Raw genomic sequence first — 23437 nt, forward strand, 5'->3', positions numbered from 1 at the left:
AAGAGCACTTAATACATAACAAAAGCCCAATTCATCTTCTCAAAAGAGAATGAATTGGGCTTTTAAAGTCATAGCTATTTCGTATGTTATTTACTATTCGCATCCTTAGCAGTAGACGATGATGTATCCGAAGTACTGTTAGACAATTCATCATTCAGTAACGGTTCATTATTAACGTCTTCTTCTTTCGCTAGATTCAGGCTACTTAAGAAATCTGAGACTTTGCGTAAATATTCTCGTGGATGTTCACGGAATTCCAGTTCATGATGAGCGCCTTGGATCACCCAGCTTCCTGAATCGGGATTGGTCTGATTGGCTGCAAGTTGCTCTGCGATCTGGTAAGGAGCTTTATCATCGTTTGTCCCATGAATAAAGAAAATAGGAAATGGATAATCTTCCTTTTTCACCTGTTGATATGGAATCTGATTCAAGCTTGTTCCGTTAACAATAGGTAATAGAAATTCCAGAATTTCCAGCGATGGATGTCGTGGAAGATCCAACTGTTGCTGGATATTATAGTAGAGTGTATCCGGTTCTAACAAGAAGGTACTGTCCAAAATCATCGCAGTCACATCTTTTGTTTTGAGACCTGCTTGTAGAGCTGTACCTGCTCCCATCGAGAATCCCCAGACGACAATTTCTTGAGAACCTTTTTGTTTGGCAAGTTGAATCGCTCCAAGTAATTGTTGAGATTCTTTTTTACCACCTGTGGCGACTTCTTTGTTTGTTTTAGCGGCGAATCCATAATCAAACATAATCACATTAAAATTAAGCTTATGCGCATAATGAGCGAGATCGTACATCGGAATCCATGTTTCTTCTCGATTTGCACCATATCCGTGGCTAAACACAATCGTTTTGGACGATTTCTGTTCCGCTGGAATATACCAACCTTGCATCATCCGGCTGTCATCCGCTGCCGGGAATGTTACATCTTCGTAAGCCATTCCTTTTGCCTGCATTGGATTAGAGTAGACACTTGCTACTGTCGGATTAGACAGCACCCAAGCAATATAGGCATGCAGTGCCACAAAGCAAAACAGGAAAAAAAACACTATGGATAACACAAAAGCTACCACAACATGCTTTATTCGAATCTGTCTTGGTGAAACTACAGGAGGTGTCTCTTCTAGCTCAGACGAATGGGGCTTTGCATTTTTTTGCAAAGTACTGGACATCTTGCCCCTCCTAGAATTAAAAGTTTGTAGTTGTATCTCATCTTCATTGTTGCGTTAACCGATTTGATTCGACAATATCTACTTATGGTAAAAGTCTAGTTCAGTAAAGTCAATGTTAGATGATCGTCTTCTTCCTTATTATCGACGTATTTCTCTTTACGATTAGAGCTAGCTTCGATATAATTTATGTAACCAAGTTTCATTGAGTGAAACTTACAAAAATAGACAGTATTCGTTGTAAACTGATTCAAATGCGGAGGCGACAACAATGGAAGATCGCAAGTTGACTGTACGAGCAGTAGAACGTGCGTTAGACATATTACTGTGTTTTACCCGAACGAGCGATCTTGGACTCACCGAGATTGCTACGGAAATTGGATTACACAAAAGTACGGTACATCGTTTATTAGCTACGTTAGAAGAAAAAGGCTTTGTCATTCGCAATAGCAGTACAGATAAATACCGTCTAGGGATCAAAATCTGGGAGTTATCGACTCACCTATCACAAAACGATGACCCTGCGTTGTTATTGCTTGCAGATATGGAAGAATTGCGTGAACAGCTGGGCGAAACGATCAGCCTGTATTTGCGAGATGGAGACGAGCGCTTACGGATTCAAGCAGTGCAAAGTAATCAGGCGGTACGACGTGTTGCACCAGTAGGAGCACGGTTGCCTTTGACAGTAGGAGCATCCAGTAAAGTGTTAGTCGCTTTTTCCAGTAGTGAACAGCAAGAAGAACTGTTAAATAGTCCAGATTGGCCGCTTACCGTAGATGTTGAGCATTATCGTCAACAGCTTGCAGAAGTGCAGCGTAACGGGTATTCAACCAGTTATGAAGAGCGTGAACCGGGAGCCGCAGCGGTTGCTGTACCGATTTTTGATCGAACAGGAGCATTACGAGCTTCGCTATCTCTTTCAGGGCCTGTCAGTCGATTGTCGATGGATAAACTGCATGAATATGCGCCAGTATTGATTCAAGCGGCGCAAGAGATGGGCTTTAAACTGCGTTGATAGTTAATAATGCTACGATTACTCTGATAATTGCGTGACTATATAGTAACAAGATAGATAAAGTAGAGTTCATCATCATAAAGGCAATATAACGAACAGCGAATCTCCTAAGCGTTAGGAAGTTCGCTGTTTTTGTATACCAAAAAAGGCTCCCGATTAAGGAAGCCTTTTTTTGGTAATGTATACTTTGAAAAGCGAAACGAAGGATAAATTATACCGTTTCACCTTTATTAGTGTTTTGCATCATTTGACGAAGTACAGTTTGCAAGATACCACTGTTATGGTAGTAATCGACATCAACAGCACTATCCAGACGAGCCGTTACTTGGAATTCAAATGTTGTACCGTCTTCACGAGTACCTTTGACCGTAACTTGTTCACCTGGTTTAACATCGTTGCTCAAACCAATGATATCAAAAGTCTCTGTACCTTTAAGTCCCATACTGCTCCAGCCGTAACCTTCTTGGAATTGTAGTGGTAATACGCCCATACCTACCAAGTTACTACGGTGAATACGTTCAAAGCTTTCAGCGATAACAGCTTTAACGCCTAGCAAGAATGTACCTTTAGCAGCCCAGTCACGGGAACTACCTGTACCGTATTCTTTACCTGCGATAACGATCAAGTTCTGACCTTCTTCTTGATAACGCATCGATGCATCATAGATCGACATGACTTCATTAGTAGGAAGGTAAGTAGTTACGCCACCTTCTGTACCTGGAGCCACCTGATTACGAATACGGATATTTGCGAACGTACCGCGCATCATCACTTGGTGATTACCACGACGGGAACCATAAGAGTTGAAGTCTTTGCGCTCAACACCGTTTTCTTTCAAGTATTCGCCTGCTGGTGAAGAAGGAGAAATATTACCTGCTGGTGAGATATGATCGGTTGTTACCGAATCGCCAAGTAGTGCAAGCACGCGTGCGCTACGAATATCTTCGATATCTTTCATACCATCAGCCAGTTTTTCAAAGAATGGCGGATTTTGGATATAAGTTGATTTGTCATCCCACTCATACAATTCGCCTTCTGGTACAGGAATTTCATTCCAACGTTTGTTCGCTGTAAATACATGCTCATAACGGCTACGGAACATTTCTGGAGAAATGGATAAGCCGATCGCATCGCGAATTTCTTTCGCTGTAGGCCAGATATCTTTCAAGTATACAGCTTCACCTGTAGGATCATAACCGATAGGATCGTTTTGTAGATCGATATCAACTGTTCCTGCAAGAGCATAAGCCACAACCAGTGGAGGAGATGCTAGATAGTTCATTTTCACCTGAGCATGAATCCGTCCTTCAAAGTTACGGTTACCTGACAATACAGAAGCAACTGTTAGATCGTTATCTGCAATCGCTTGTCCTACTTCGTCTGGCAATGGACCGGAGTTACCGATACATGTTGCACAACCGTAGCCTGCAAGATAGAAACCAAGAGCTTCTAAATCTTTGTCTACGCCTGCTTTTGCCAGATATTCAGTAACGATCAAGGAACCTGGAGTTAAGCTTGTTTTTACATAACTAGGCACTTTCAATCCACGAGCTACTGCTTTTTGTGCAAGTAATCCAGCACCAAGCATAACGCTAGGGTTAGATGTATTCGTACAACTGGTGATTGCTGCAATAACAACTGCACCAGCACCCATTTGAGTTGTTTTACCGTTTGGATGACTCACTGTGATTTTCTCAGCGATCTTCTCATCAGACAATCCGTAACCGCCTGCTTCTACAGGAGTACGAACAGCACTACGGTAGCTAGATTGCATATTAGTCAATTCGATGCGATCCTGTGGACGTTTAGGTCCTGCAAGACTTGGTACAACAGAAGCTAGATCCAATTCAATCGTATCTGAGAATACTGGATCAGGTGTTTCGGCTGTGCGGAACATGTTTTGTGCTTTGTAATATGCTTCAACCAATTCTACTTGCTCATCAGCACGTCCTGTGTTGCGAAGATAGAACAAAGTCTCATCATCAACAGGGAAGAAACCAATAGTAGCACCGTACTCAGGAGCCATATTAGCTACAGTTGCACGGTCAGCAAGACTGATATTGCTTAGGCCTGGACCGTAGAATTCTACGAATTTACCAACAACACCTTTTTTACGAAGCATTTGAGTAACAGTAAGCGCCAAATCTGTTGCTGTTGCGCCTTCGCTCAAGCTACCTGTTAATTTGAAACCAACTACTTCAGGCATAACGAAGTATAGCGGTTGTCCAAGCATACCTGCTTCAGCTTCAATACCACCAACACCCCAACCAACAACACCTAGACCGTTGATCATTGTAGTATGTGAATCTGTACCCACTAGGGAATCAGGGAATACTTGCAATTCGCCATCAACAGTACGAGTTGCTGCTACAGAAGCAAGATACTCCAAGTTTACTTGGTGAACAATACCTGTAGCTGGTGGAACAGCACGGAAGTTATCAAATGCTGTTTGTGCCCAACGCAAGAAGCGGTAACGCTCTTCATTACGTTCAAATTCAATATTCATATTATATTCAAGTGCATCAGGCGTACCGAATGCGTCTACCATAACGGAGTGGTCAATAACAAGGTCAACCGGTACTAAAGGATTGATCTGTTTAGGGTCGCCACCTGATTTTTTAACAAAATCACGCATAGCGGCTAAATCAACAACTACAGGTACACCGGTGAAATCCTGAAGCACGATACGTGCAGGAATAAATGGAATTTCTTTCTCTTCGCGACCTTCACTCCAGTTCGCAAGTTGCTTCACATGCTCTTCAGTAATCGCACGTCCATCATATTGACGAACAGCGGCTTCAAGTAGCACACGAATAGAGAAAGGAAGTTTGGAAATGTGTTCATAACCTTTTTCAGCTAAAGCATTAAGGCTGTAATAACGGTAAGACTGGTCTCTCACTTTCAGTTCTCGGCCAACAGAAAATGAATCTTTTGGTGACATAGATGCCCCTCCTCAAATAAAATACGGCTTACTTTTTGGATTTTGCGTTACAGGGAAAAATCCTCAACATTTTGGCAAATGATCTTCAAACGCTTGCTGGATAAAATTAGAAATGAAAACGGTTCAATTCATTACTATTCTATACTATTAAGCAACTAAAATCGAATTATTCAAAATGGAGAACGATAAAAATGTTTATAGTTTCACACAGTGAAACACAATTTCAAAAAGTAATTCTTGTATTAAGTATACCGTTTACATGGGAGGTAGTAAAGATGTTTTTGGAAGAAATTTACCTGGGAAATGAATGTATTTAAGTTATGAGAGAGGGAAGAATAGGATGAAAGTAAAACGAAAAAATAAAGTAGATGGTTATGATCTTAATTTTTAATAAACTCTTTGTTATAACAGCAGTATTCATTTTATTGTTTGTACTTTTACTTGAAAAATATAACCAGAAATTAATAGTTAAAGTTTCTATTTACTGTATAGTGTCATATACGTTTTGTAATAGTTATATAAGTTATTTATAATATGTTTTCTTTTATTTTGTAGTAATAGCATTAATTGATATAAATAGATATGCAATTTAATTTTAATTTTTGATGGATAATAATGAGGATATATACTTAAAAATACTTTTAAAAAATCTTTTATATAAGGAAGCGAAAAGTATATTATTAATTCCGCAATTTTTAATTATCAATATCTGTTTTCTCAAAAAATATTATCTTTACATTTCTCTATATATTATATATATTCTTAATGTAATTAAATACATATTATATATGGAGTAATGTTCATAATGAAAAGAAGATTTTTTCTTATTATGAGTTTAGTAACAGTTTGTATTTTATCATCAAATTTTTTATCTATTACTCAAGCATCTCAACAATCAATAGTAGAAAGTTCTAATGGCGTTTCTATTAATAATCCATTTAATATTTCAGAAAGTAACATCAATAACGTTCTTCTAGAAATAAAACAAGGAATTCAAAGAGATAAACAACAGGACAGTAGCCAAATTTTTTCTACAAATAAAATGGATGATGCTAAAACAAAAAATGGTATATATGATTACATAGTTTTAGATTCTAATTATATCTATTCTTACGAGGAATCACCTAACCAAACTCCAAAATTAGATATACAGAAATTTGATTCGAATTCTTTGCTTACTCCTAAAAATCAATCAACAGTTTCTGATAATGTTTACACTAACAAATCGCTTGCAACTTCTCTTGTAGCAGCTGGCTCACCTTTTGTAATTGGTGATGGAATAGGAGGAAGGCAAAATATTGTTAAAACAGGCGGATATTTATCAACTAAACTTCATCTTCCAAATGAAACACAGGTTGAAGAAGAGATAGCAGCTTATAATTATTCAGGATTTAGTGCTGGTACGTATGAAGCAGATATGGGGCTAGTATATGACTCGAGTGTAGGACCCGGTTCCAGTTCTAAAGGTTGGAAGCCTACAATGGTAGTTAAAAAAGGAACTTCAGTAGCGAGTTCTTCAGACCTAATAGCAGGATACTCTAATGTACAAGCAGCTAATGCGTATTCTCCAGATTCGGATGTTGTTCTTTATGTTTGGCATAATTATGAAGGTAAAGTTAGAATGAAAATTACAGGTACAGCTATTTGTACAGATCAAGGTTGTAGTCATACTCAAAAGACTGCGCTTACTACAATTATGGAAACGGCGAGCTCAAGTTTGAATATTAGTAATTTAGATAAATGGAAACTTCTTTCTACAGTTGTTTCTTCAGCCAATAAAGGTAAAAACAAAGCTGTTTATTCAAGTATTAAAGTGGATGATAATCCTGTCCCAAGTAGTGCCTTTAGTACTCCATTAACGGAGAAAACGACGATTACAAGAGATGCAAACAATACAGTAACAATAACTGTTTCAGGGTAATTATTCATATTTGAAAAGAGGAGATCACAATGAAAAAAATATTCACACTGCTATGCCTGTCAATAATGCTTTTTATCGGAGCTACAGTACCTTCAACCTACGCTAGCAATCAACCTGTAACTCCTACGATCTTTGTCAATAAACAAAAATTTGAGTCTCATGCTCTTATTTCTTATGCAGGTTATGCCATGATTTCATTTCGTGATATTTTTACGAAATATAATATGGAAGTGAATTGGGATCAGTCTAAACAAACTGTTACTGCTAAAACAAAAGATGGAATGAAATCATTTGTTTTGACTGCCAATTCAAATACCGCTTATATAAACAATAAAAGTTACGATCTCGCTCAGTCTCCATTCATACAAAATGGAATACTATATGTTAACTTGAGATTTATTAGCGAAGCTTTAGGAGCAACAGTTCAATATGAAAAATCTTCAACTACTATATTTATAAACACAATTAAATAGATAAATGTAAAAGTTTAGGTGTTTTAAATTATTCTTAATTTTTAATTAATGGAAAGTATGTTGTATAGCTCAGTCGATATTTATGTAATATTAAATAATATACAGAAAAAAGAACTTATATTAACTATGTATAAGTTCTTTTTTTGTTCTAAAAGAGTATGTATGGAAGTATTTCATCCTCTATCATTATGAGAAGGCTGATTCATTTAAAGCGTATTATATTCAACTTAACTGTACTTAAATAGGTTTGAAAAATGAGATCACTCATATAAACATATTGAGTTACTTTATACGATCATTTTACTTCTATATAGTTATATTTTTATTTAAAATACCTTTATGAAAAAGGATTAAAATAAATTATATACTTCTTTTAAATTATGCTAATTAGTTGCTCTATTAGATTAATACCGTATTCATCACCTAATTGAATAATTACAATTAAAACAAATATTGTAATTTAATACGTTTGGTGATAATTTACAGGGGACAGTCGGAAGACAGCTTATTTTCAAAATAGCAGAGGAGGAATAATATGTTGTTGAGAAAAAGCTTGATGGTGGTATTGGCAATGATGTTGGTTGTTGTAACGATAGGGGTATCGAAATCATCTGCTGCTACCGGATTTTATGTAAGCGGTACCAAATTGTATGATTCAACAGGCAAGCCTTTTGTGATGAGAGGGGTCAATCATTCTCACACCTGGTTTAAAAACGATCTGAATGCTGCTATTCCAGCCATCGCCAAAACAGGTGCCAATACAGTACGTATTGTATTATCCGATGGAACACAGTACACCAAAGACGATATCAACTCAGTTAAAAATATTCTGGCTTTGGTCAATCAATATAAAATGATCGCTGTTTTGGAAGTGCATGATGCGACAGGTAGTGATGATGTAGCCAAATTAAACAATGCTGTGAACTACTGGATCAGTATCAAAGATGCGCTAGTCGGCAAAGAAGATCGAGTCATTATCAATATTGCCAACGAATGGTACGGTTCATGGAATAGTGAAGGTTGGGCGAATGGCTACAAGCAAGCTATTCCTAAATTAAGAAATGCTGGACTCAATCATACACTCATCGTCGATGCTGCTGGTTGGGGACAATATCCACAATCCATCGTAGATTATGGACAAGCCGTATTGGCAGCCGATTCTAAAAAGAATACGGTATTCTCGATCCATATGTATCAATATGCAGGTAAAGACGATGCTACTGTAAAAGCCAATATGGAAAATGTACTCAATAAAGGTCTGGCTCTAATCATCGGTGAATTTGGTGGATACCATCAAGGTGAAGATGTGGATGAGTATGCCATTATGAAATATGGTCAACAAAAAGGAGTCGGCTGGTTAGCATGGTCATGGTACGGTAATAGCTCTGATCTATCTTACCTTGATCTGAACAATGGACCCGCAGGTAGCTTAACAAGTGCTGGTAATGTAGTTGTTAATGATCCGAATGGTATCAAAGCGACTTCGAAAAAAGCTGGAATTTATCAATAAAACGATATGTAATAGCGAATCACAAGAAGGCAACTGGATCGTTCAGTTGTCTTTTTTTGTTGATTTTGTATTGGGTAATATAAGGAAGACATTTATAATAGTACGAAACAAGATTTAGAAATGATTTAGCTAGAGGATAATAGAGGAGATGAGCAGAGATGAGAGATTGTCAGAATTTAGATGAGGTAAGGGAACGTATCGATCAATTGGATCAACACATCATTCAATTGTTAAGTGAACGGAGTCAGTATGTAAGGCAAGCAGCCGCTTTTAAAAAAGATAAAGATGCTGTAAAAGCACCCGCACGAGTTGAATCAGTGATCCATAAAGTTCGTCAGCTGGCTGTAGAACACGCATTAAATCCATCGATTGCAGAAAAGGTCTACCGAGCAATGATTGCCGGTTTTATTGAAGATGAACTACAAGAACATGAGCGAATCAATCCAAGTAATAGATAAGCATACAAAGTTTTTTTGCAGTGTTTTTCTACAAGCTTTATACTGAATACAGGTTATATAATAACGATCATTTACAATAGCATTTATTCACATGCTTTCATATGTACAATGACTAACGGGGGTTCTGAAATGACAGCAACAAAATTAACAGTAGGTTTGATTTACGGTGGTAAATCTGGAGAACACGAAGTTTCTTTACAGACTGGATTTTCTGTTTTAAATGCGATTGATTACAACAAATATAATGTAGTGCCTATCTATATCGATCCGCAAGGACGCTGGAATATGGGCGAAGTGTATCATGGTGCGCCTAGCCAATTGAGCGATTTACAGATCGATGGTGGTGCAGAAGCCACTTCACAAGCAATGAGTATCCTTTGGAAAAAATTAAGCGGACAAACTAGCGAAATCGATGTATTGTTCCCACTCCTCCATGGTACATATGGTGAAGATGGTACTATTCAAGGTCTTTTTGAAATGATGGATATGCCTTATGTTGGTGCAGGCGTACTTGCTTCTGCAACAGGTATGGATAAAGCGATTATGAAAAAGCTATTCGCTCAAGCTCATTTACCACAGTGTAAATACGAAACGTTTATTGCCAAAGAGTGGGAAACGCAACAATACGACATTTTGACAACGATCGAAACCAATCTTGGCTACCCATGTTTCGTCAAACCAGCGAATCTCGGATCAAGTGTAGGTATTTCCAAAGCCAAAGACCGTAATGAACTGGAAAAAGCAGTTGACTATGCTTTACGTTACGACCTGAAAGTGATCGTCGAAGAAGCTGTAGATGGTCGTGAAATTGAAGTCGGCGTACTCGGTAACGAATTGCCATTATCTTCGGTTCCCGGCGAAGTTGTATCCACTAGCGATTACTATGACTACGATGCTAAATATATCGACGGTACATCCAAAATGGTCATCCCTGCTGAAATCGACAGCGAACTTGCCGAAAATCTACGCGAACTCGCTATCCGCGCATTCCGTGCTATCGACGGAAACGGTCTATGTCGTGCCGACTTCTTTGTTCGCCGTAGCGATGGCGAAATCTTTATCAACGAAGTCAACACCATGCCAGGATTCACTGCTTTTAGCATGTATCCACTACTATGGCGCGAAACCGGTACAGCCTATCCAGACCTATTGGATCAGCTGATCACACTAGGTATAGATCGCTATAACCAACGCCATGAACTGAAATACGGAAGAGAATAGTAAGCAACCATCAATAATTCTAAAATAAACTAGCTTCATCCCATCTCTAAGGTTTTTAAGGTATTAAATGTACTAAACCGCGTGGAAAAAGTGTAGGTACCTCTAGCGGAGGGGATAGAATGTTCTGAAAGAGCTACAAGCTTTCATTGAAAGCTACTTCGGAGCTTAAATGCGACGGCAATAACATCCTATCCCCGAAGCGTCCGTACCTCACCTCAACCACCGCCCACTCGAAAGGAGCAATGACCATGGGATTTCAAACCGAATTTAACTCCGTATGTAAGTTCAAAAACGAACAAGAACTACTCGAACTGCTTGAATACGGCAAAGGCAAAATGCTCAAAAGCGGATTTCGCGTCTATCCAACCGGACAAAAAGTAATCGCCTATACACCCAAAAACGTAGCGATTGCCATCGTCAAAATCACAGCGTCTATCGCTGAAATCAACTTCCAAGGTCGTGAAGTCACCGCCGTAGAACTTGAATTGGTTCGCAAATTAACAGAAGAAGAAGCAAGAGTACAGACCGATCTTGCACATGAAATGTTTTTCGGAGAGCAAGAATAGGTTTAATCATACACATACAGAATCATACTAGATCGAATGCTTTTCTTCTGTATACACCTTGGACATCACACTAGAGGAGGCACTTGAACCCTATGATTGTACGATTCGGATATGTGGCGATGTCACTAGAGATCGCAGATTCTTCACCTTCCAAAACAATGACAATGGCAAGATTCAGCAAACTGCCTGATCGTGAAGCAGGCTTGCGTTTGTTAGAACAAATTGCTACGACTAACTTACACAATACCTTACGTTTGTTACGCCATAATATAGCTGAAGGTATTCAGATGTACCGTTTTTCATCCAAATTAATTCCGCTTGCGACCCATACCGATTTGCACGATTGGAATCCGTTTGAAGCGTTGGCAGAACCTTTTGCAGAGATCGGGGAATATGTGCGTAAGCATGATCTGCGAGTATCGTTTCATCCAGATCATTATACAGTACTTAGTACGCCAAGACCGGAAGTACTGATCTCTTCGATTCGTGATCTGCAATACCATGTGAATATGCTCAAAGCCATGGGACTGGATGCTCGTTCAAAGAACAATATCCATATTGGCGGAGCTTATGGAGACAAGCCTACATCGGCAGCACGATTTGTAGAACATTTTGGTCGCTTGAGTGCAGAGATTCAGTGCCGTCTCACGCTAGAAAATGATGACAAAACCTATACCACAGGCGAGACGCTTGCAGTAGCCCAGCAGACCGGTCTGCCGATGGTGCTCGATATTCATCATCATATGGTCAATTGTCATGGAGAACCAGCTTCCGATTGGTGGGAAGAAGTAGCCAAAACATGGGATTCTCCATTAGCACGTACTGATGTGCCTGATGGTATACACTTACCACCCAAAATTCATGCGTCTAGTCCCAAAAGCGACACCGATCGTCGAAGTCATGCAGATGGTGTAGAAGCAGGGCCTTTACTGGATTTCCTCAGAGTCGCTGCACGCACTTCTTCTCATCTGGATGTCATGCTTGAAGCGAAGCATAAAGACCATGCACTATTTCAATTAATGCGTGACTTGACAAAGTACGAAAATGACGGAGTACGGATCATAGATGGTGGAAGTATAGAAGTGTTGTCGTGATATAATGTAGGTAGATGTAGATTCCAGAAATCAGGGGGAATGAAATGATGGAAGAACAACAAAAAGTACCTTATGTAGTCAGTGGAAAAAGTAAAGTAGCTGTAGCTATTAATGCGGCGTCCAAAACAGGCGAATGGATCAAAAGTAAGCTAGGTGACTATAAACAATTAAATACCAAAGTCTCTTCACAAGATCTGGTCACTGAAGTCGATAAAGGCGCAGAACAGATGATTCGTAAGCTTATTCTAACCTACTGCCCGGATGATGAATTTTTGGGAGAAGAAAGTGTGGGCGCAGGCGCAGCAGCTTCGGCTAAAGCGATTGATGCAGTGAAAGATTCAGAATATGTATGGATCGTCGATCCAATTGATGGCACGACTAACTTTGTGCATGGTTTCCCATACTTTTGTGTATCGATTGCGCTTGCTCACAAAGGTGAAGTAATTATTGGTGTAATTTATGACCCTTCTCATGATGAACTGTTTGTAGCCGAAAAAGGTAAAGGTGCTTATGTTCATGGTAATCTGATGAAAGTATCACAAGAAGCTACACTGGGCGAAAGCTTGGTCGCTACAGGTTTCCCAGCAGATCGAGGGGAATCATTGCGCCTGAATATGAGTGGATTGAATGCGATTGTACCAAAAGTACGTAGTATTCGTAATGGAGGTTCAGCAGCATTACATTTAGCTTATGTTGCCGCAGGACGCTTAAGTGCGTACTGGGAAATTGGATTGAACGCATGGGATTTGGCGGCAGGTTCATTGTTAGTGACTGAATCAGGTGGTCAAATTGGAGATATCTCAGGAGATGATTACCATCTAGCTGTGCGCAATGTGTTAGCCACTAATGGTCATATTCATCAAGAATTAATGACTGAATTACACGATGCAGGGCTTCAACATATTCCGGCTCAAAAGTAATGATTTGAATCGGGATCATGTGGTATACAACGATTAACATCCCTACGATTTGGGGTAATACTATACTATCCAGCTTTATTACAAATACCAAGTCCTTATGGCGAATCTATTATTATCGTTAAAGGAGTGACCAAGATGAGCTCACCTGAGAAATCAGCCGAAGAATTAGAACGCGAGCTAACCGAACGTTTAACAGAAGGATTTATGCAAGAAGAAGACCGTGAGGTTAGAGAGCGACGTATGATTCCTTCGAAGTATGAGATTCGTATTCAGACTACACTTGATCCTATCGCTGAAGAAACGATGCAATATCGTAAAATGGCGAAAGAAATCGATGGACGTTATGATGAATACATGAACAAAATCAAGCGCCCAGAGTCAACAGATGATACTGAATCTCGTTGATCACATCATACAGGGTAAAGAGCTGTTATCTACCACCCTTTAGGGAAAATAGATAACAGCTTTTTTTGGTGTAAATAACAATCGAAGTTACTAGACAGAACCAGAGATAGAAAGGATGAAGCACGGAATGAAAAAGAATTATAAACAAATACTAGGTTTGATGGTGGTAATAATCAGTCTAGTCGGTAGTAGTGTAGGTCTAGGAGGAGCGCAAGTGGATGCCGCCACCTCAAGTCAGAATCCAGATGCCAAGCGTGCTTTTTCACATATGGTCTTTCTTGGCGATTCGATTACAGCAGGATATGAGCCTGGAGTGAAAGCTGCTAATTATGATGGATTTGCACCCCGACTCGCAGAACAAGGGTTATTCCGCAGTGCTGTACAATCTCAGAATCACAGCATCCTTGGATTAACCAGCACAGGACTTGATAACTATTTGAGTGAAGTCACCGCAGGATCAAAGATCACGACGAATGATATTCAAGCTAATTTGCCGGGAGCCGTCTATTCACTAGGTACGATTCAGGCGAAAAAAGATATTGCTCAAGCGGATCTGATTACGGTGACGATTGGAGGTAACGATTTCCTGAACGCATTGGGTTCTCTGAATGAATTGCCACAAGATATTTCCAGTCTGAATCTGGATCAAGTCGGTACAAAGTACAAAATCAATATCGATCATATTATGAAGCAATTAACATCGCTCAATGCCAAAGCAGTCATTGTAGTTGCGGATCAATACCAACCTATGCCTGCTGAAGTAGGCACTCAATTATATGCAGGACTGAATACAGTGGCTAATCAATTTAGCCAGATTGTTGATCAGACTGTAAAGTCTTATGTCGCTCAAGGATATGATGTGCGTGTAGCTCATGTTTCTAAAGATTTTCCGGGCAAAGAGTTAGCTATGACTCATATTGCAGAGGGAGATATTCACCCGAATCAGACAGGGTACGATGCGATTGCTCATACTTTTGCACAAACGATCTGGGGAAGTAAAGGGGATAGGACTCCATTTATAAAAGGACAATCTGCTACATCAGGAACTCCTGTGATTGTAACCAACGGGCAAGCCCTTCAAACGGCATATGCTCCGCTGATTCGTAAAGGCAAAACCTATGTTACATTGCGAGATGTCACTACAGCTTTGGGTGCAACAGTCAACTGGTCGAATGCTACACAAACAGCAACGATCCAAAGTGGCAAAAACAAAATCACTATTCCAGTAAATAGTAAACAAATCAAAGTAAATGGTGCTAATCAAATGATAGATAACAGTGCTTTTATACAAACGACTAAAGAAACGCAGAAAGTCTATGTGCCTTTAACTGTACTCACTCAAGCATTTGATTATAATGTACAATATGTAGCTCGCTGGAAAGCGGTTTTTATTAGATCATAATAGAATAAATAACATCGTATCTAGCAATCAAATAGAGAGGGTTCTTAGCAATAAGCCCTCTATACATAATAAGCAACTACTAACTTTAGAATAGTAATAGATAAGAAAAGGAAGGTGTTATGTGGAAAGTAAAGAAATAAGCCATCGTTATCATGCAGGGTATCGTCAGGTGATAGTAGAAGATGCATCATTAGCTGTATCCTTTCCAATGACGATTATGTATCCGACAACAAGTCCTGAATGTATCGAACCACTCGGACCCTACACATTAGAATTGTCAAAAGATGCAGACCCCATCGAAGACATGTCATTCCCTTTGGTGATCATCTCACATGGGAATAGTGGTTCCCCTTTGGTACATCGTACATTAGCTCAATATTTAGCACGTCATGGATTTGTAGTAGGCATGCCAGAGCATCTTTACAATAATCGCAATAACAATCAATGGGAAGGTACGATACAGAATCTTACACATAGACCAAGACATATTGGACTAGCTATCGATTGGTTTTTTGAGAATAATGTATTTCAAAAAGTGGTACAGTCTGATCGCGTATCTTTAATTGGTCATTCTTTGGGAGGGTACACAGCATTAGCTGTAGCAGGTGGGTTACCGACTTCATTTGACCATGAGTCTCCAGATCAAACTGAACATCCGATAGAAGTAACTTCAGATCACCGAATTCAATCACTTGTATTATTAGCACCTGCATCGGTATGGTTTCGAGAAGAAGGAGCATTGAAAAATGTAGATATACCTATTCTGATGCTAGATGCGGAGCAAGATCAGTATACTCCTTATTTTCACGCTCAAATTGTTTTACATGGAGTAGCATATCCTCAACAAGTTGAATATCGAACGATTCAAAATGCAGGACATTTTTCATTTCTTAGCCCTTTTCCTGAAGGGATGAAAAATCCAACATTTCCTCCTTCTCAAGATCCTGCCGGATTTAATCGTACCGATTTTCATGAGATCCTAAATAGCGATATATTAAACTTTCTTCAAGCAAATACGCTTAAGTAAAATGTAAACTATAGTGTATTAAACTAGATCATATCAAATAACCTCTGAGGCTCAAAAGAGGTTATTTTTTGCTATATACGATTGTAAAACTTGGTATTTATAAACATATACTGAAATTTTGGAGTATTCACGCTATAATAAACATACAGGAATTGGAATTTAATTAATAAAAATGTAAACGTTATCATTAAAAGTGTAAATACTAAGGGGTAGCAAAGGTGGAGACTATTCTTATGTTTACCAGAATTAAAAGCGCTTACAATAATCTAGGTATTCATCGAAAAATGTTGCTACTTATCTCTGTGTTGTTGTTAGGAAGCTTTGCTTTTTATGCACTGGTACTCAGTAATTTGTATGAAACGTATGATAGCCAAATGTATGAGAAGACTTCTGAACTACTCAATATGTCTTCGGTCGGAATCGAAAATCAACTGAAAGATATGGAGCATTTATCATTTAAAGTTGTCACAGACGAGCAATTACAGCGGTACTTAACAGAACTGGAACAGACTAATTCGGTATATCAAAAAAATGTATTACGCAAAAAGCTGACCAATCGCTTGATCGCTTTTGCCGGTTCTGAACCTTTTGTGTACTCCATGATGGTCATTGATAAAGAAGGAGAAGTGATGTCAGCAGGCAATCGGGAAGGCATACCGGCTGAATTGCGAACCGATCTAACCACGCTAGCAGACCAGAATAATGGAGCGAATGCTTGGTACGTTGGTGGCAAATCTTCGCTGTTAGCGGTTCGGCAATTCAAAGCTTTTACCGGATCGACATTCACGCTTAAAAATCTAGGTACGGTTATTATTCGTATTCGGATCGACCGGATCGTCGATAAACAGGTTCATCAGTCGGCAGGAAGTACACTGGTGATCGCAGATCATCAAGAGATTGTGTATCCTGAGAAATTATCATTTAGCGAAACAGAGGTTAACCAAGAACTGAGTCGCAATCAGCCATATGGTGTAGTGAACTTGCCGGAAGGCGGGTATTTTTCCGCTCGGATTCAATCGCCTTATACGGGCTGGACGTATTTGCATATGACTCCTTTTGACCTGATGTTCGAACGAATTACATGGATGAAGCGTCTGGTGACTATTATTTTTATCGCTATCTTTTTATTAGGATTAGCTTTCGGCACACGATTATCTCGCAGTATTACAAGACCGATGGAACGTTTATTGCAGAAAATGAGAACGGTAGAGACCGGTAATCTGGATCGTCTGGAAGAATTAACACTGGGGCCTGTACCCGAAGGCTCGCAGACAGAAGTTGGATTATTGCACCGTACCTTTAATCGTATGTTACGGCGAATTAGTGAATTAATCGATGAAAATTATGCCAAACAACTCATTATTCGTGAGACCGAACTCAAAGCATTACAAGCACAGATCAATCCCCATTTTCTATACAACACCTTAGAATCTATTAACTGGATGGCAAAAGTAAATAAACAATCCAAAATCTCTGAAATGGTCGAAGCTTTAGGTTTTCTGCTACGCAGTTCTGTGAATATGAGCGAAAAGTTGATCCCGTTAGGACGTGAACTTGATATCGTCTATAGTTACGTCACGATTCAGCAGATGCGATTTGAAGAACGATTACATTTTGAAGTCGATATCCCTGACGATCTCAAAGATGCCCTTATTCCCAAGCTTACTTTACAACCACTGATCGAAAATGCGATTCATTATGCGTTGGAACCCAGTGTGAACGTATGTCATATTCGGATTGTAGCTAGACATGAAGAAGATGTACTTTATATCAGTGTCGAAGACGATGGGCCCGGGATGACGGCTGAATTTCTAGAACGTCTGCATAGCGGACAAGTACAGACACGTGGTGAAGGGATTGGACTCAGTAATATTATCGAACGGATTCGGCTAACATTTGGCTCAGAGTATGGAATGGAAATTGAAAGTCTACCCGGTGTGATTACTGCTTTTCATATTCGTATTCCTTATGAAAGAGGGGAAGCGCAAGATGTATAAAGTATTGTTAGTGGATGATGAACGGATGATCTTAGAAGGAATATCACAGGTTGTGAACTGGCAAGAAAGTGGAACTGAATTGATCGGTACGGCTCGTAATGGACTGGAAGCGTATGAACAGATTCAAGCGAATTGTCCGGATATCGTGATTAGTGATATTTCGATGCCGGGATTGGATGGGATTGGACTTGTAGCGAAGACACATGCATCATTTCCAGATGTACGGTTTATTATGTTGTCCGGTCATAAAGACTTTGATTATGCACGTAGAGCGATGCAATACGGGGTGAAGCATTATCTGGTGAAGCCTTGCAACGAACGTCAGATTCAAGAAGCGATCGGTGAATTATTATCTGAACGTGAGGTTGAACATGAACGGGATCAATTCGTAAACAGTATGAAAGAACAATTCACACGTATGTTGCCCCAAGTGAAAGAACAATTTCTGAAAGAATTTATTGCGAATAAAATGTACGGTGTACGTGATCTCGATTATTATGAGCAACTGTTTCATCTCAATCTGCGTGATCGTCCAGTACGTATGGCTTTGATGCGTGTCGAAGAATCTCATGAATATGAACATTTATTTGCACTGAAAAATATCGCGGATGATCTACTGGATGGCGTGTTGATGGGCACAACGATTCATATGCAAGATGAATTACTTCTTTTATTAGATGATCCTACTTCGATCTCGAAGCTGATTAGTGATCTGGAACATGTACAGAATGTCTTTGCAGGCTTTTACAAATTAGAAGTAACAATCGCTCTCAGTGAACCGGATTATATGATCTCATTACGTCGTATGTATCGGGATACACAACAGTGTATGAATCATCGCTTCTATGTAGGCGAAGGGAGTATTATTACCAAGTCTGATCTAGCATTAGCCGATCAGAAAGACAGTACTTCTTTTGAACTGGATGAAGAAGCATTCACACTGTTAATCAAATCAGGGCAAATGGAAGAAGTGACCGCAGAAATTGACCGCTTATTTGTAACGTTAGCCGAATGGCGACATGATATTGGAGTCACTCGCTCGTATGTGCTGCAATTGTATGCCGTTATGATTCGCTTATGCTTACCAGAAGAACGTTCTTTATTTACCAGCCGAATGGCAGAACTGGCGATGTTAGATACACTGACTGGATTGCATGAATTCGTGCAAGAAGCGGCGGCTTACTTAACGATGAGTTACTATAAGAGCAATGTGAATCGTCAATCTTCGGTCGTCAATAAAATGATCCAGATCATCGAACAAAATTACACCAGTGCTGAATTATCACTTAACGGTGTCGCCAATCAGATGCTCTATATGAACCCTGATTACCTCGGTAAGATTTTCAAAAAAGTAACCGGCGATAATTTCTCTCATTATGTCAATCGTTATCGAATTGAACGCTCAACCGATCATATTCGTCGTAGTGGAGATGTAAAAGTATTTGAACTCGCCGAACTATTCGGATTCGGTGGCAACTCTCAATATTTCAGTCAAGTATTCAAAAAATGGACAGGCATGACCCCAACCGAATATCGGAAAAGTGAAGAGTAAACTTATTTTCGGAAAATACATTAATAGTAAAATATCGTACAACATACCTCAAAATAAAAAGCGACTTTTGATTGTCGCTTTTTATTTTGACTTAAATCAAATTTACAGTACCTCAACGCGCAAGAGAAGAGCATCATCATATTCTGAAAGAGCGAAGCGATCGCCTTTGTCATAAACTCCCTACCGCATAGCGGTTATTCAAGGGAGTTCATGACACCAAGCGACGACAAGAATAAGATGATGATCGTAGCCAAAGCCACTTTATACCGTAAACCAAGTCATTTTTATACAAATATCCGTCTTAGCAGAAATTCAGACTACTCTGTTTTTTACACGATCACATCGGATTTGTGTATTCATTTGTGATCATCCATCTGCGAAAATGAAGGTATCACTTAAATGTAAGCGTTAACAAAAAAAGAGTATCATCGTATTCTACTTACTTATTTTGAGCAATATGAACAGCCATCATCTGTTTGATTAACGAAAGGGGAGAATATAATGAGAAAAAAAACAGCACTGTTATTCATGGTCACTATTCTACTTTTTATCACAGCTTGCGGTAATTCAGGTAGCGGAGGTAGTAATGCGAGTGGAGGTACAGATGGCAAAACGCTTCGTATTGCTTGGTGGGGATCAGATACTAGACATGAATATACACAAAAAATTATTGATATGTATAAAGAGCAAAATCCAGGTGTGAATATTGATATCGAATATGCTTCTTTTGACGATTATTGGAAAAAGCTAGCGCCACAAGCAGCGGCTAATCAATTGCCGGATATTATGCAAATGGATGTATCCTATATTAGCCAATACGCTAAAAATGGACAATTGGAAGACTTGACCCCTTACTTAGGCAGTAAAATTAAAGTTGATGATGTGACTGAAAACGTACTTAAAACAGGTGTGATTGGTGGCGTACAATACGGTATGCCAACAGGGGTTAACGTTTTAGGATTCCAGTATGATCCAGCGATTTTGAAAAAAGCAGGTATTAATGAAATTCCAGACAATTGGACGTGGGATCAATATAAAGAAATCGCGCTCAAAGCAAAAGACAAAGGAATCTACTTTGATAGTTCGATGGCAGCAGATATTTTCTTTAATTACTTTTTACGTACCAAAGGTCAATCGCTTTACAATGCAGAAGGAACCGCACTTGGATATGAAGATGATGCGCTGTTCACTGAATTCTTCGGCATGTTAGCAGAGCTGATCAAAGAAGGTGCTGTCCCTTCCCAAGAGAAATTGAACCAGACTAAAGGGATTCTAGAAGAGTCGGATATTGTAAAAGGTACAGGTATCGGAATCTGGCAATGGTCGAATCAATTCGTAGCGTTACAGCGTGTTGTGAATCGTCCGATGGAGCTTGCTCCGATGGTAGGGCCGGATATGGAAAAAGGAATTTATATGCAACCAAGTATGTACTGGGCTGTAGCGAAAAGTTCGCAATCCAAAGACGAAGCAGCTAAATTTATCGACTTCTGGATCAACAATCAAGATGCGAATAAATTAATTAAAGGTGAGCGCGGTGTACCGATCTCTGCGGCTGTGAAAAAAGCAGTGGCACCAGAACTAAGTGAAACAGAGAAACAAGTATTTGATTTTGTTGCCAAAATGGAACCAATTAGTTCGCCTATGAGTCCTCCACCACCTGTAGGATCTGCTGAGATTATTGCAGCACTAACCGATTATGTGGAGCAAATTAACTTTGGACAAGCAACCGCTGCTGAAGTCGCACCGAAGTTCCGTGCAGATGCTAATGCGATTTTGTCAAACAATCAACCTTAATATGGCACTCGTTAGCTGATACATGTAGAGAAAGTGAACCGGACATTGGATTTCCACCCGGTTCACTCTTATCTCTCAAAATCTCAACGATCTGAGGAGGTGCGAACGCTTATGGCTATACGTAATGAATCTTTAAAAACCAATTTGACCGGATATGCTTTTATTAGTCCTTTTATTATTGGCTTTCTGGCTTTTACTTTGATCCCTATGTTTATATCGCTCTATCTATCTTTTACAAGCTATAACTTGTTTACTTCGCCACGCTGGATAGGACTTGGTAATTTTGAAAAAATGTTTACCAATGATCCGAAGTATTGGAACTCGGTGAGAGTCACGATCTATTATGTATTTGTAGGTGTTCCATTACGATTAGCTTTTGCTTTATTTGTTGCGATGGTGCTGAATACAGCATCACGGATGGTGGGTACATATCGGACGATTTATTATTTGCCCTCGATTATTGGTGGAAGTGTAGCTGTATCTATTATGTGGCGTAATATTTTTAGTGAGCAAGGGATCGTCAACCATTTCTTAATGGCGTTCGGTGCCGCACCTGTAAACTGGTTTGGTAATGCTACAGCTGCTCTAGGTATGCTGATTACGTTATCAGTATGGCAATTTGGATCATCGATGTTGATTTTCCTTGCTGGCTTGAAAAATATTTCACCGGAAATGTATGAAGCCGCTAGTGTCGATGGCGCTTCACCTGTACGCAAATTTCTGAATATTACATTGCCACTCCTCAGTCCTGTTATTTTATTTAATCTGATTATGCAGACGATTAGTGCATTTATGACATTCGTACCTGCCTATGTGATCTCCAAAGGAGAAGGCGGACCACTGGATGGAACCATGTTGTATTCACTGTATTTATTCCGTCAGGCATTTATGTTCAACAATATGGGTTATGCCGCTGCAATGGCATGGGTAATGTTGATCTTTATCGGTATTCTAACATTTGTATTATTCAAAACATCTAAAATGTGGGTGTTCTATGAATCTGAAGGGGGAGGGCGTTAATTATGGCTGAACGTAAAGCGTCTATCCGAGAATACAATGTGATCAGCAGTACACGAGCGCAAAAAGGTTGGTTCTGGCGCAAAATCAAATGGCCTATCTATCATATTTTTGTCGGTTTACTCGCTGTCTTAATGATGTATCCGATTGCCTGGATGTTACTGAGTTCATTCAAAGAAAGCCGTACGATCTTTGCAACAGCCAATACATTATTACCTGCACAGTGGATGTGGGATAACTATATTACAGGCTGGAAAGGTGTCGGCGGTTATTCTTTCGGACATTATATGTGGAATTCACTGGTGATTGTAGTGATCTCTACGGTCGGCGTTGTCTTATCGTCTGCTGTGATTGCCTTTGGATTTGCTCGCTTGAATTTTAAAGGTCGGAACTTCTGGTTTGCGATTATGATGGTTACTTTGATGTTGCCTCATGATGTCGTGCTAGTTCCACAATATATTATTTTCACCAAATTAGGATGGTTGAACAGTATCTATCCAATTGTCGTTCCACAGTTTTTCGGAGCACCGTTCTTTATTTTCTTGATGGTACAGTTTATCCGCACGATTCCTAAAGATTTGGATGAAGCGGCAACGATTGATGGCTGTGGTAAATTCCGTTTGTTTATACAGATCATTTTGCCACTGATTAAGTCTTCGCTAGCAACAGCAGCGATTTTCTCCTTTTACTGGCGTTGGGAAGATTTACTCGGTCCGGTATTGTACTTGAATTCACCGGATAAATATACAGTCTCTATGGGTCTAAAAATGTTTTTAGATAGCGAATCGTCTTCTAACTGGGGTGCGATGTTTGCGATGTCGATTGTCAGCTTACTACCTGTTGTTGCAATCTTCTTCGCTTTCCAAAGACATATCGTTGAAGGGATTAGTTCTAGCGGGATCAAAGGATAATTTTAACAACAACAAAGTATGCACGATACTGTAGCAAT

General features: G+C 39.4%; 19 protein-coding genes. 17 read left to right on the forward strand and 2 right to left on the reverse strand.

Annotation, left to right across the window (positions count from 1 at the left end; translation table 11 throughout):
* Positions 1-86 precede the first annotated feature (86 nt).
* On the reverse strand, positions 87-1178 hold the full coding sequence (locus PO903_RS08375; RefSeq protein WP_273593124.1) for an alpha/beta hydrolase: 1092 nt from the start codon (positions 1176-1178) through the stop codon (positions 87-89).
* Positions 1179-1446: 268 nt separating this feature from the next.
* Between PO903_RS08375 and PO903_RS08380 the strand changes: the two genes are divergently transcribed.
* Complete coding sequence (locus PO903_RS08380; protein ID WP_069329416.1) at positions 1447-2190, forward strand: IclR family transcriptional regulator; 744 nt, start codon at positions 1447-1449, stop codon at positions 2188-2190.
* Between the two features lie 211 nt (positions 2191-2401).
* Here the strand turns inward: PO903_RS08380 and acnA are convergent, their stop codons facing one another.
* Complete coding sequence (gene acnA, locus PO903_RS08385) at positions 2402-5131, reverse strand: aconitate hydratase AcnA (protein ID WP_069329415.1); 2730 nt, start codon at positions 5129-5131, stop codon at positions 2402-2404.
* Between the two features lie 805 nt (positions 5132-5936).
* Between acnA and PO903_RS08390 the strand changes: the two genes are divergently transcribed.
* From PO903_RS08390 to PO903_RS08465, 16 genes are all read left to right on the forward strand, one after another.
* Positions 5937-7052: a YrpD family protein gene (locus tag PO903_RS08390; protein ID WP_273593125.1), complete on the forward strand. Its 1116-nt coding sequence runs from the start codon at positions 5937-5939 to the stop codon at positions 7050-7052.
* Positions 7053-7081: 29 nt separating this feature from the next.
* The gene (locus tag PO903_RS08395; protein ID WP_137225982.1) at positions 7082-7525 is read left to right on the forward strand and encodes a copper amine oxidase N-terminal domain-containing protein; all 444 of its coding nucleotides are present in this window, start codon (positions 7082-7084) and stop codon (positions 7523-7525) included.
* Between the two features lie 535 nt (positions 7526-8060).
* Positions 8061-9035 carry a glycoside hydrolase family 5 protein gene (locus PO903_RS08400; RefSeq protein ID WP_069329414.1) on the forward strand — a complete coding sequence of 325 codons (975 nt, stop codon included), beginning with the start codon at positions 8061-8063 and terminating at the stop codon, positions 9033-9035.
* A gap of 158 nt (positions 9036-9193) precedes the next feature.
* A complete protein-coding gene (locus PO903_RS08405; protein ID WP_069329413.1) occupies positions 9194-9493 on the forward strand; it encodes a chorismate mutase in 300 nt (99 codons plus the stop codon).
* Positions 9494-9622: 129 nt separating this feature from the next.
* Positions 9623-10714, forward strand: a complete 1092-nt coding sequence (locus PO903_RS08410) for a D-alanine--D-alanine ligase (RefSeq protein ID WP_273593126.1) — start codon at positions 9623-9625, stop codon at positions 10712-10714.
* Between the two features lie 248 nt (positions 10715-10962).
* On the forward strand, positions 10963-11280 hold the full coding sequence (locus tag PO903_RS08415; RefSeq protein ID WP_069329411.1) for a hypothetical protein: 318 nt from the start codon (positions 10963-10965) through the stop codon (positions 11278-11280).
* Positions 11281-11372: 92 nt separating this feature from the next.
* On the forward strand, positions 11373-12374 hold the full coding sequence (gene uvsE / locus PO903_RS08420; RefSeq protein ID WP_137225974.1) for a UV DNA damage repair endonuclease UvsE: 1002 nt from the start codon (positions 11373-11375) through the stop codon (positions 12372-12374).
* Positions 12375-12421: 47 nt separating this feature from the next.
* Positions 12422-13294 carry an inositol monophosphatase family protein gene (locus PO903_RS08425; protein WP_083243679.1) on the forward strand — a complete coding sequence of 291 codons (873 nt, stop codon included), beginning with the start codon at positions 12422-12424 and terminating at the stop codon, positions 13292-13294.
* A gap of 135 nt (positions 13295-13429) precedes the next feature.
* Complete coding sequence (locus PO903_RS08430) at positions 13430-13699, forward strand: hypothetical protein (protein WP_273593127.1); 270 nt, start codon at positions 13430-13432, stop codon at positions 13697-13699.
* 127 nt (positions 13700-13826) lie between these two features.
* Positions 13827-15101 (forward strand): stalk domain-containing protein, encoded by a 1275-nt coding sequence (locus tag PO903_RS08435; RefSeq protein ID WP_273593128.1) that lies wholly within the window; start codon positions 13827-13829, stop codon positions 15099-15101.
* A 121-nt stretch (positions 15102-15222) separates the two neighbouring features.
* On the forward strand, positions 15223-16128 hold the full coding sequence (locus PO903_RS08440; RefSeq protein ID WP_502921671.1) for an alpha/beta hydrolase family protein: 906 nt from the start codon (positions 15223-15225) through the stop codon (positions 16126-16128).
* Positions 16129-16361: 233 nt separating this feature from the next.
* Positions 16362-18125, forward strand: a complete 1764-nt coding sequence (locus tag PO903_RS08445) for a sensor histidine kinase (RefSeq protein WP_273593129.1) — start codon at positions 16362-16364, stop codon at positions 18123-18125.
* A complete protein-coding gene (locus tag PO903_RS08450; RefSeq protein WP_273593130.1) occupies positions 18118-19677 on the forward strand; it encodes a response regulator transcription factor in 1560 nt (519 codons plus the stop codon). The genes PO903_RS08445 and PO903_RS08450 overlap by 8 nt, the downstream gene beginning before the upstream one ends.
* A gap of 501 nt (positions 19678-20178) precedes the next feature.
* Positions 20179-21471 (forward strand): ABC transporter substrate-binding protein, encoded by a 1293-nt coding sequence (locus tag PO903_RS08455; RefSeq protein WP_069329403.1) that lies wholly within the window; start codon positions 20179-20181, stop codon positions 21469-21471.
* 111 nt (positions 21472-21582) lie between these two features.
* Entirely contained in the window at positions 21583-22491 is a 909-nt protein-coding gene (locus tag PO903_RS08460) for a carbohydrate ABC transporter permease (RefSeq protein ID WP_069329402.1), read from the forward strand.
* Positions 22492-22493: 2 nt separating this feature from the next.
* The gene (locus PO903_RS08465; protein ID WP_502921672.1) at positions 22494-23399 is read left to right on the forward strand and encodes a carbohydrate ABC transporter permease; all 906 of its coding nucleotides are present in this window, start codon (positions 22494-22496) and stop codon (positions 23397-23399) included.
* Positions 23400-23437 lie beyond the last annotated feature (38 nt).

The organism is Paenibacillus sp. PK4536, from assembly GCF_028594455.2.
GTDB lineage: Bacteria > Bacillota > Bacilli > Paenibacillales > Paenibacillaceae > Saccharibacillus > Saccharibacillus nuruki.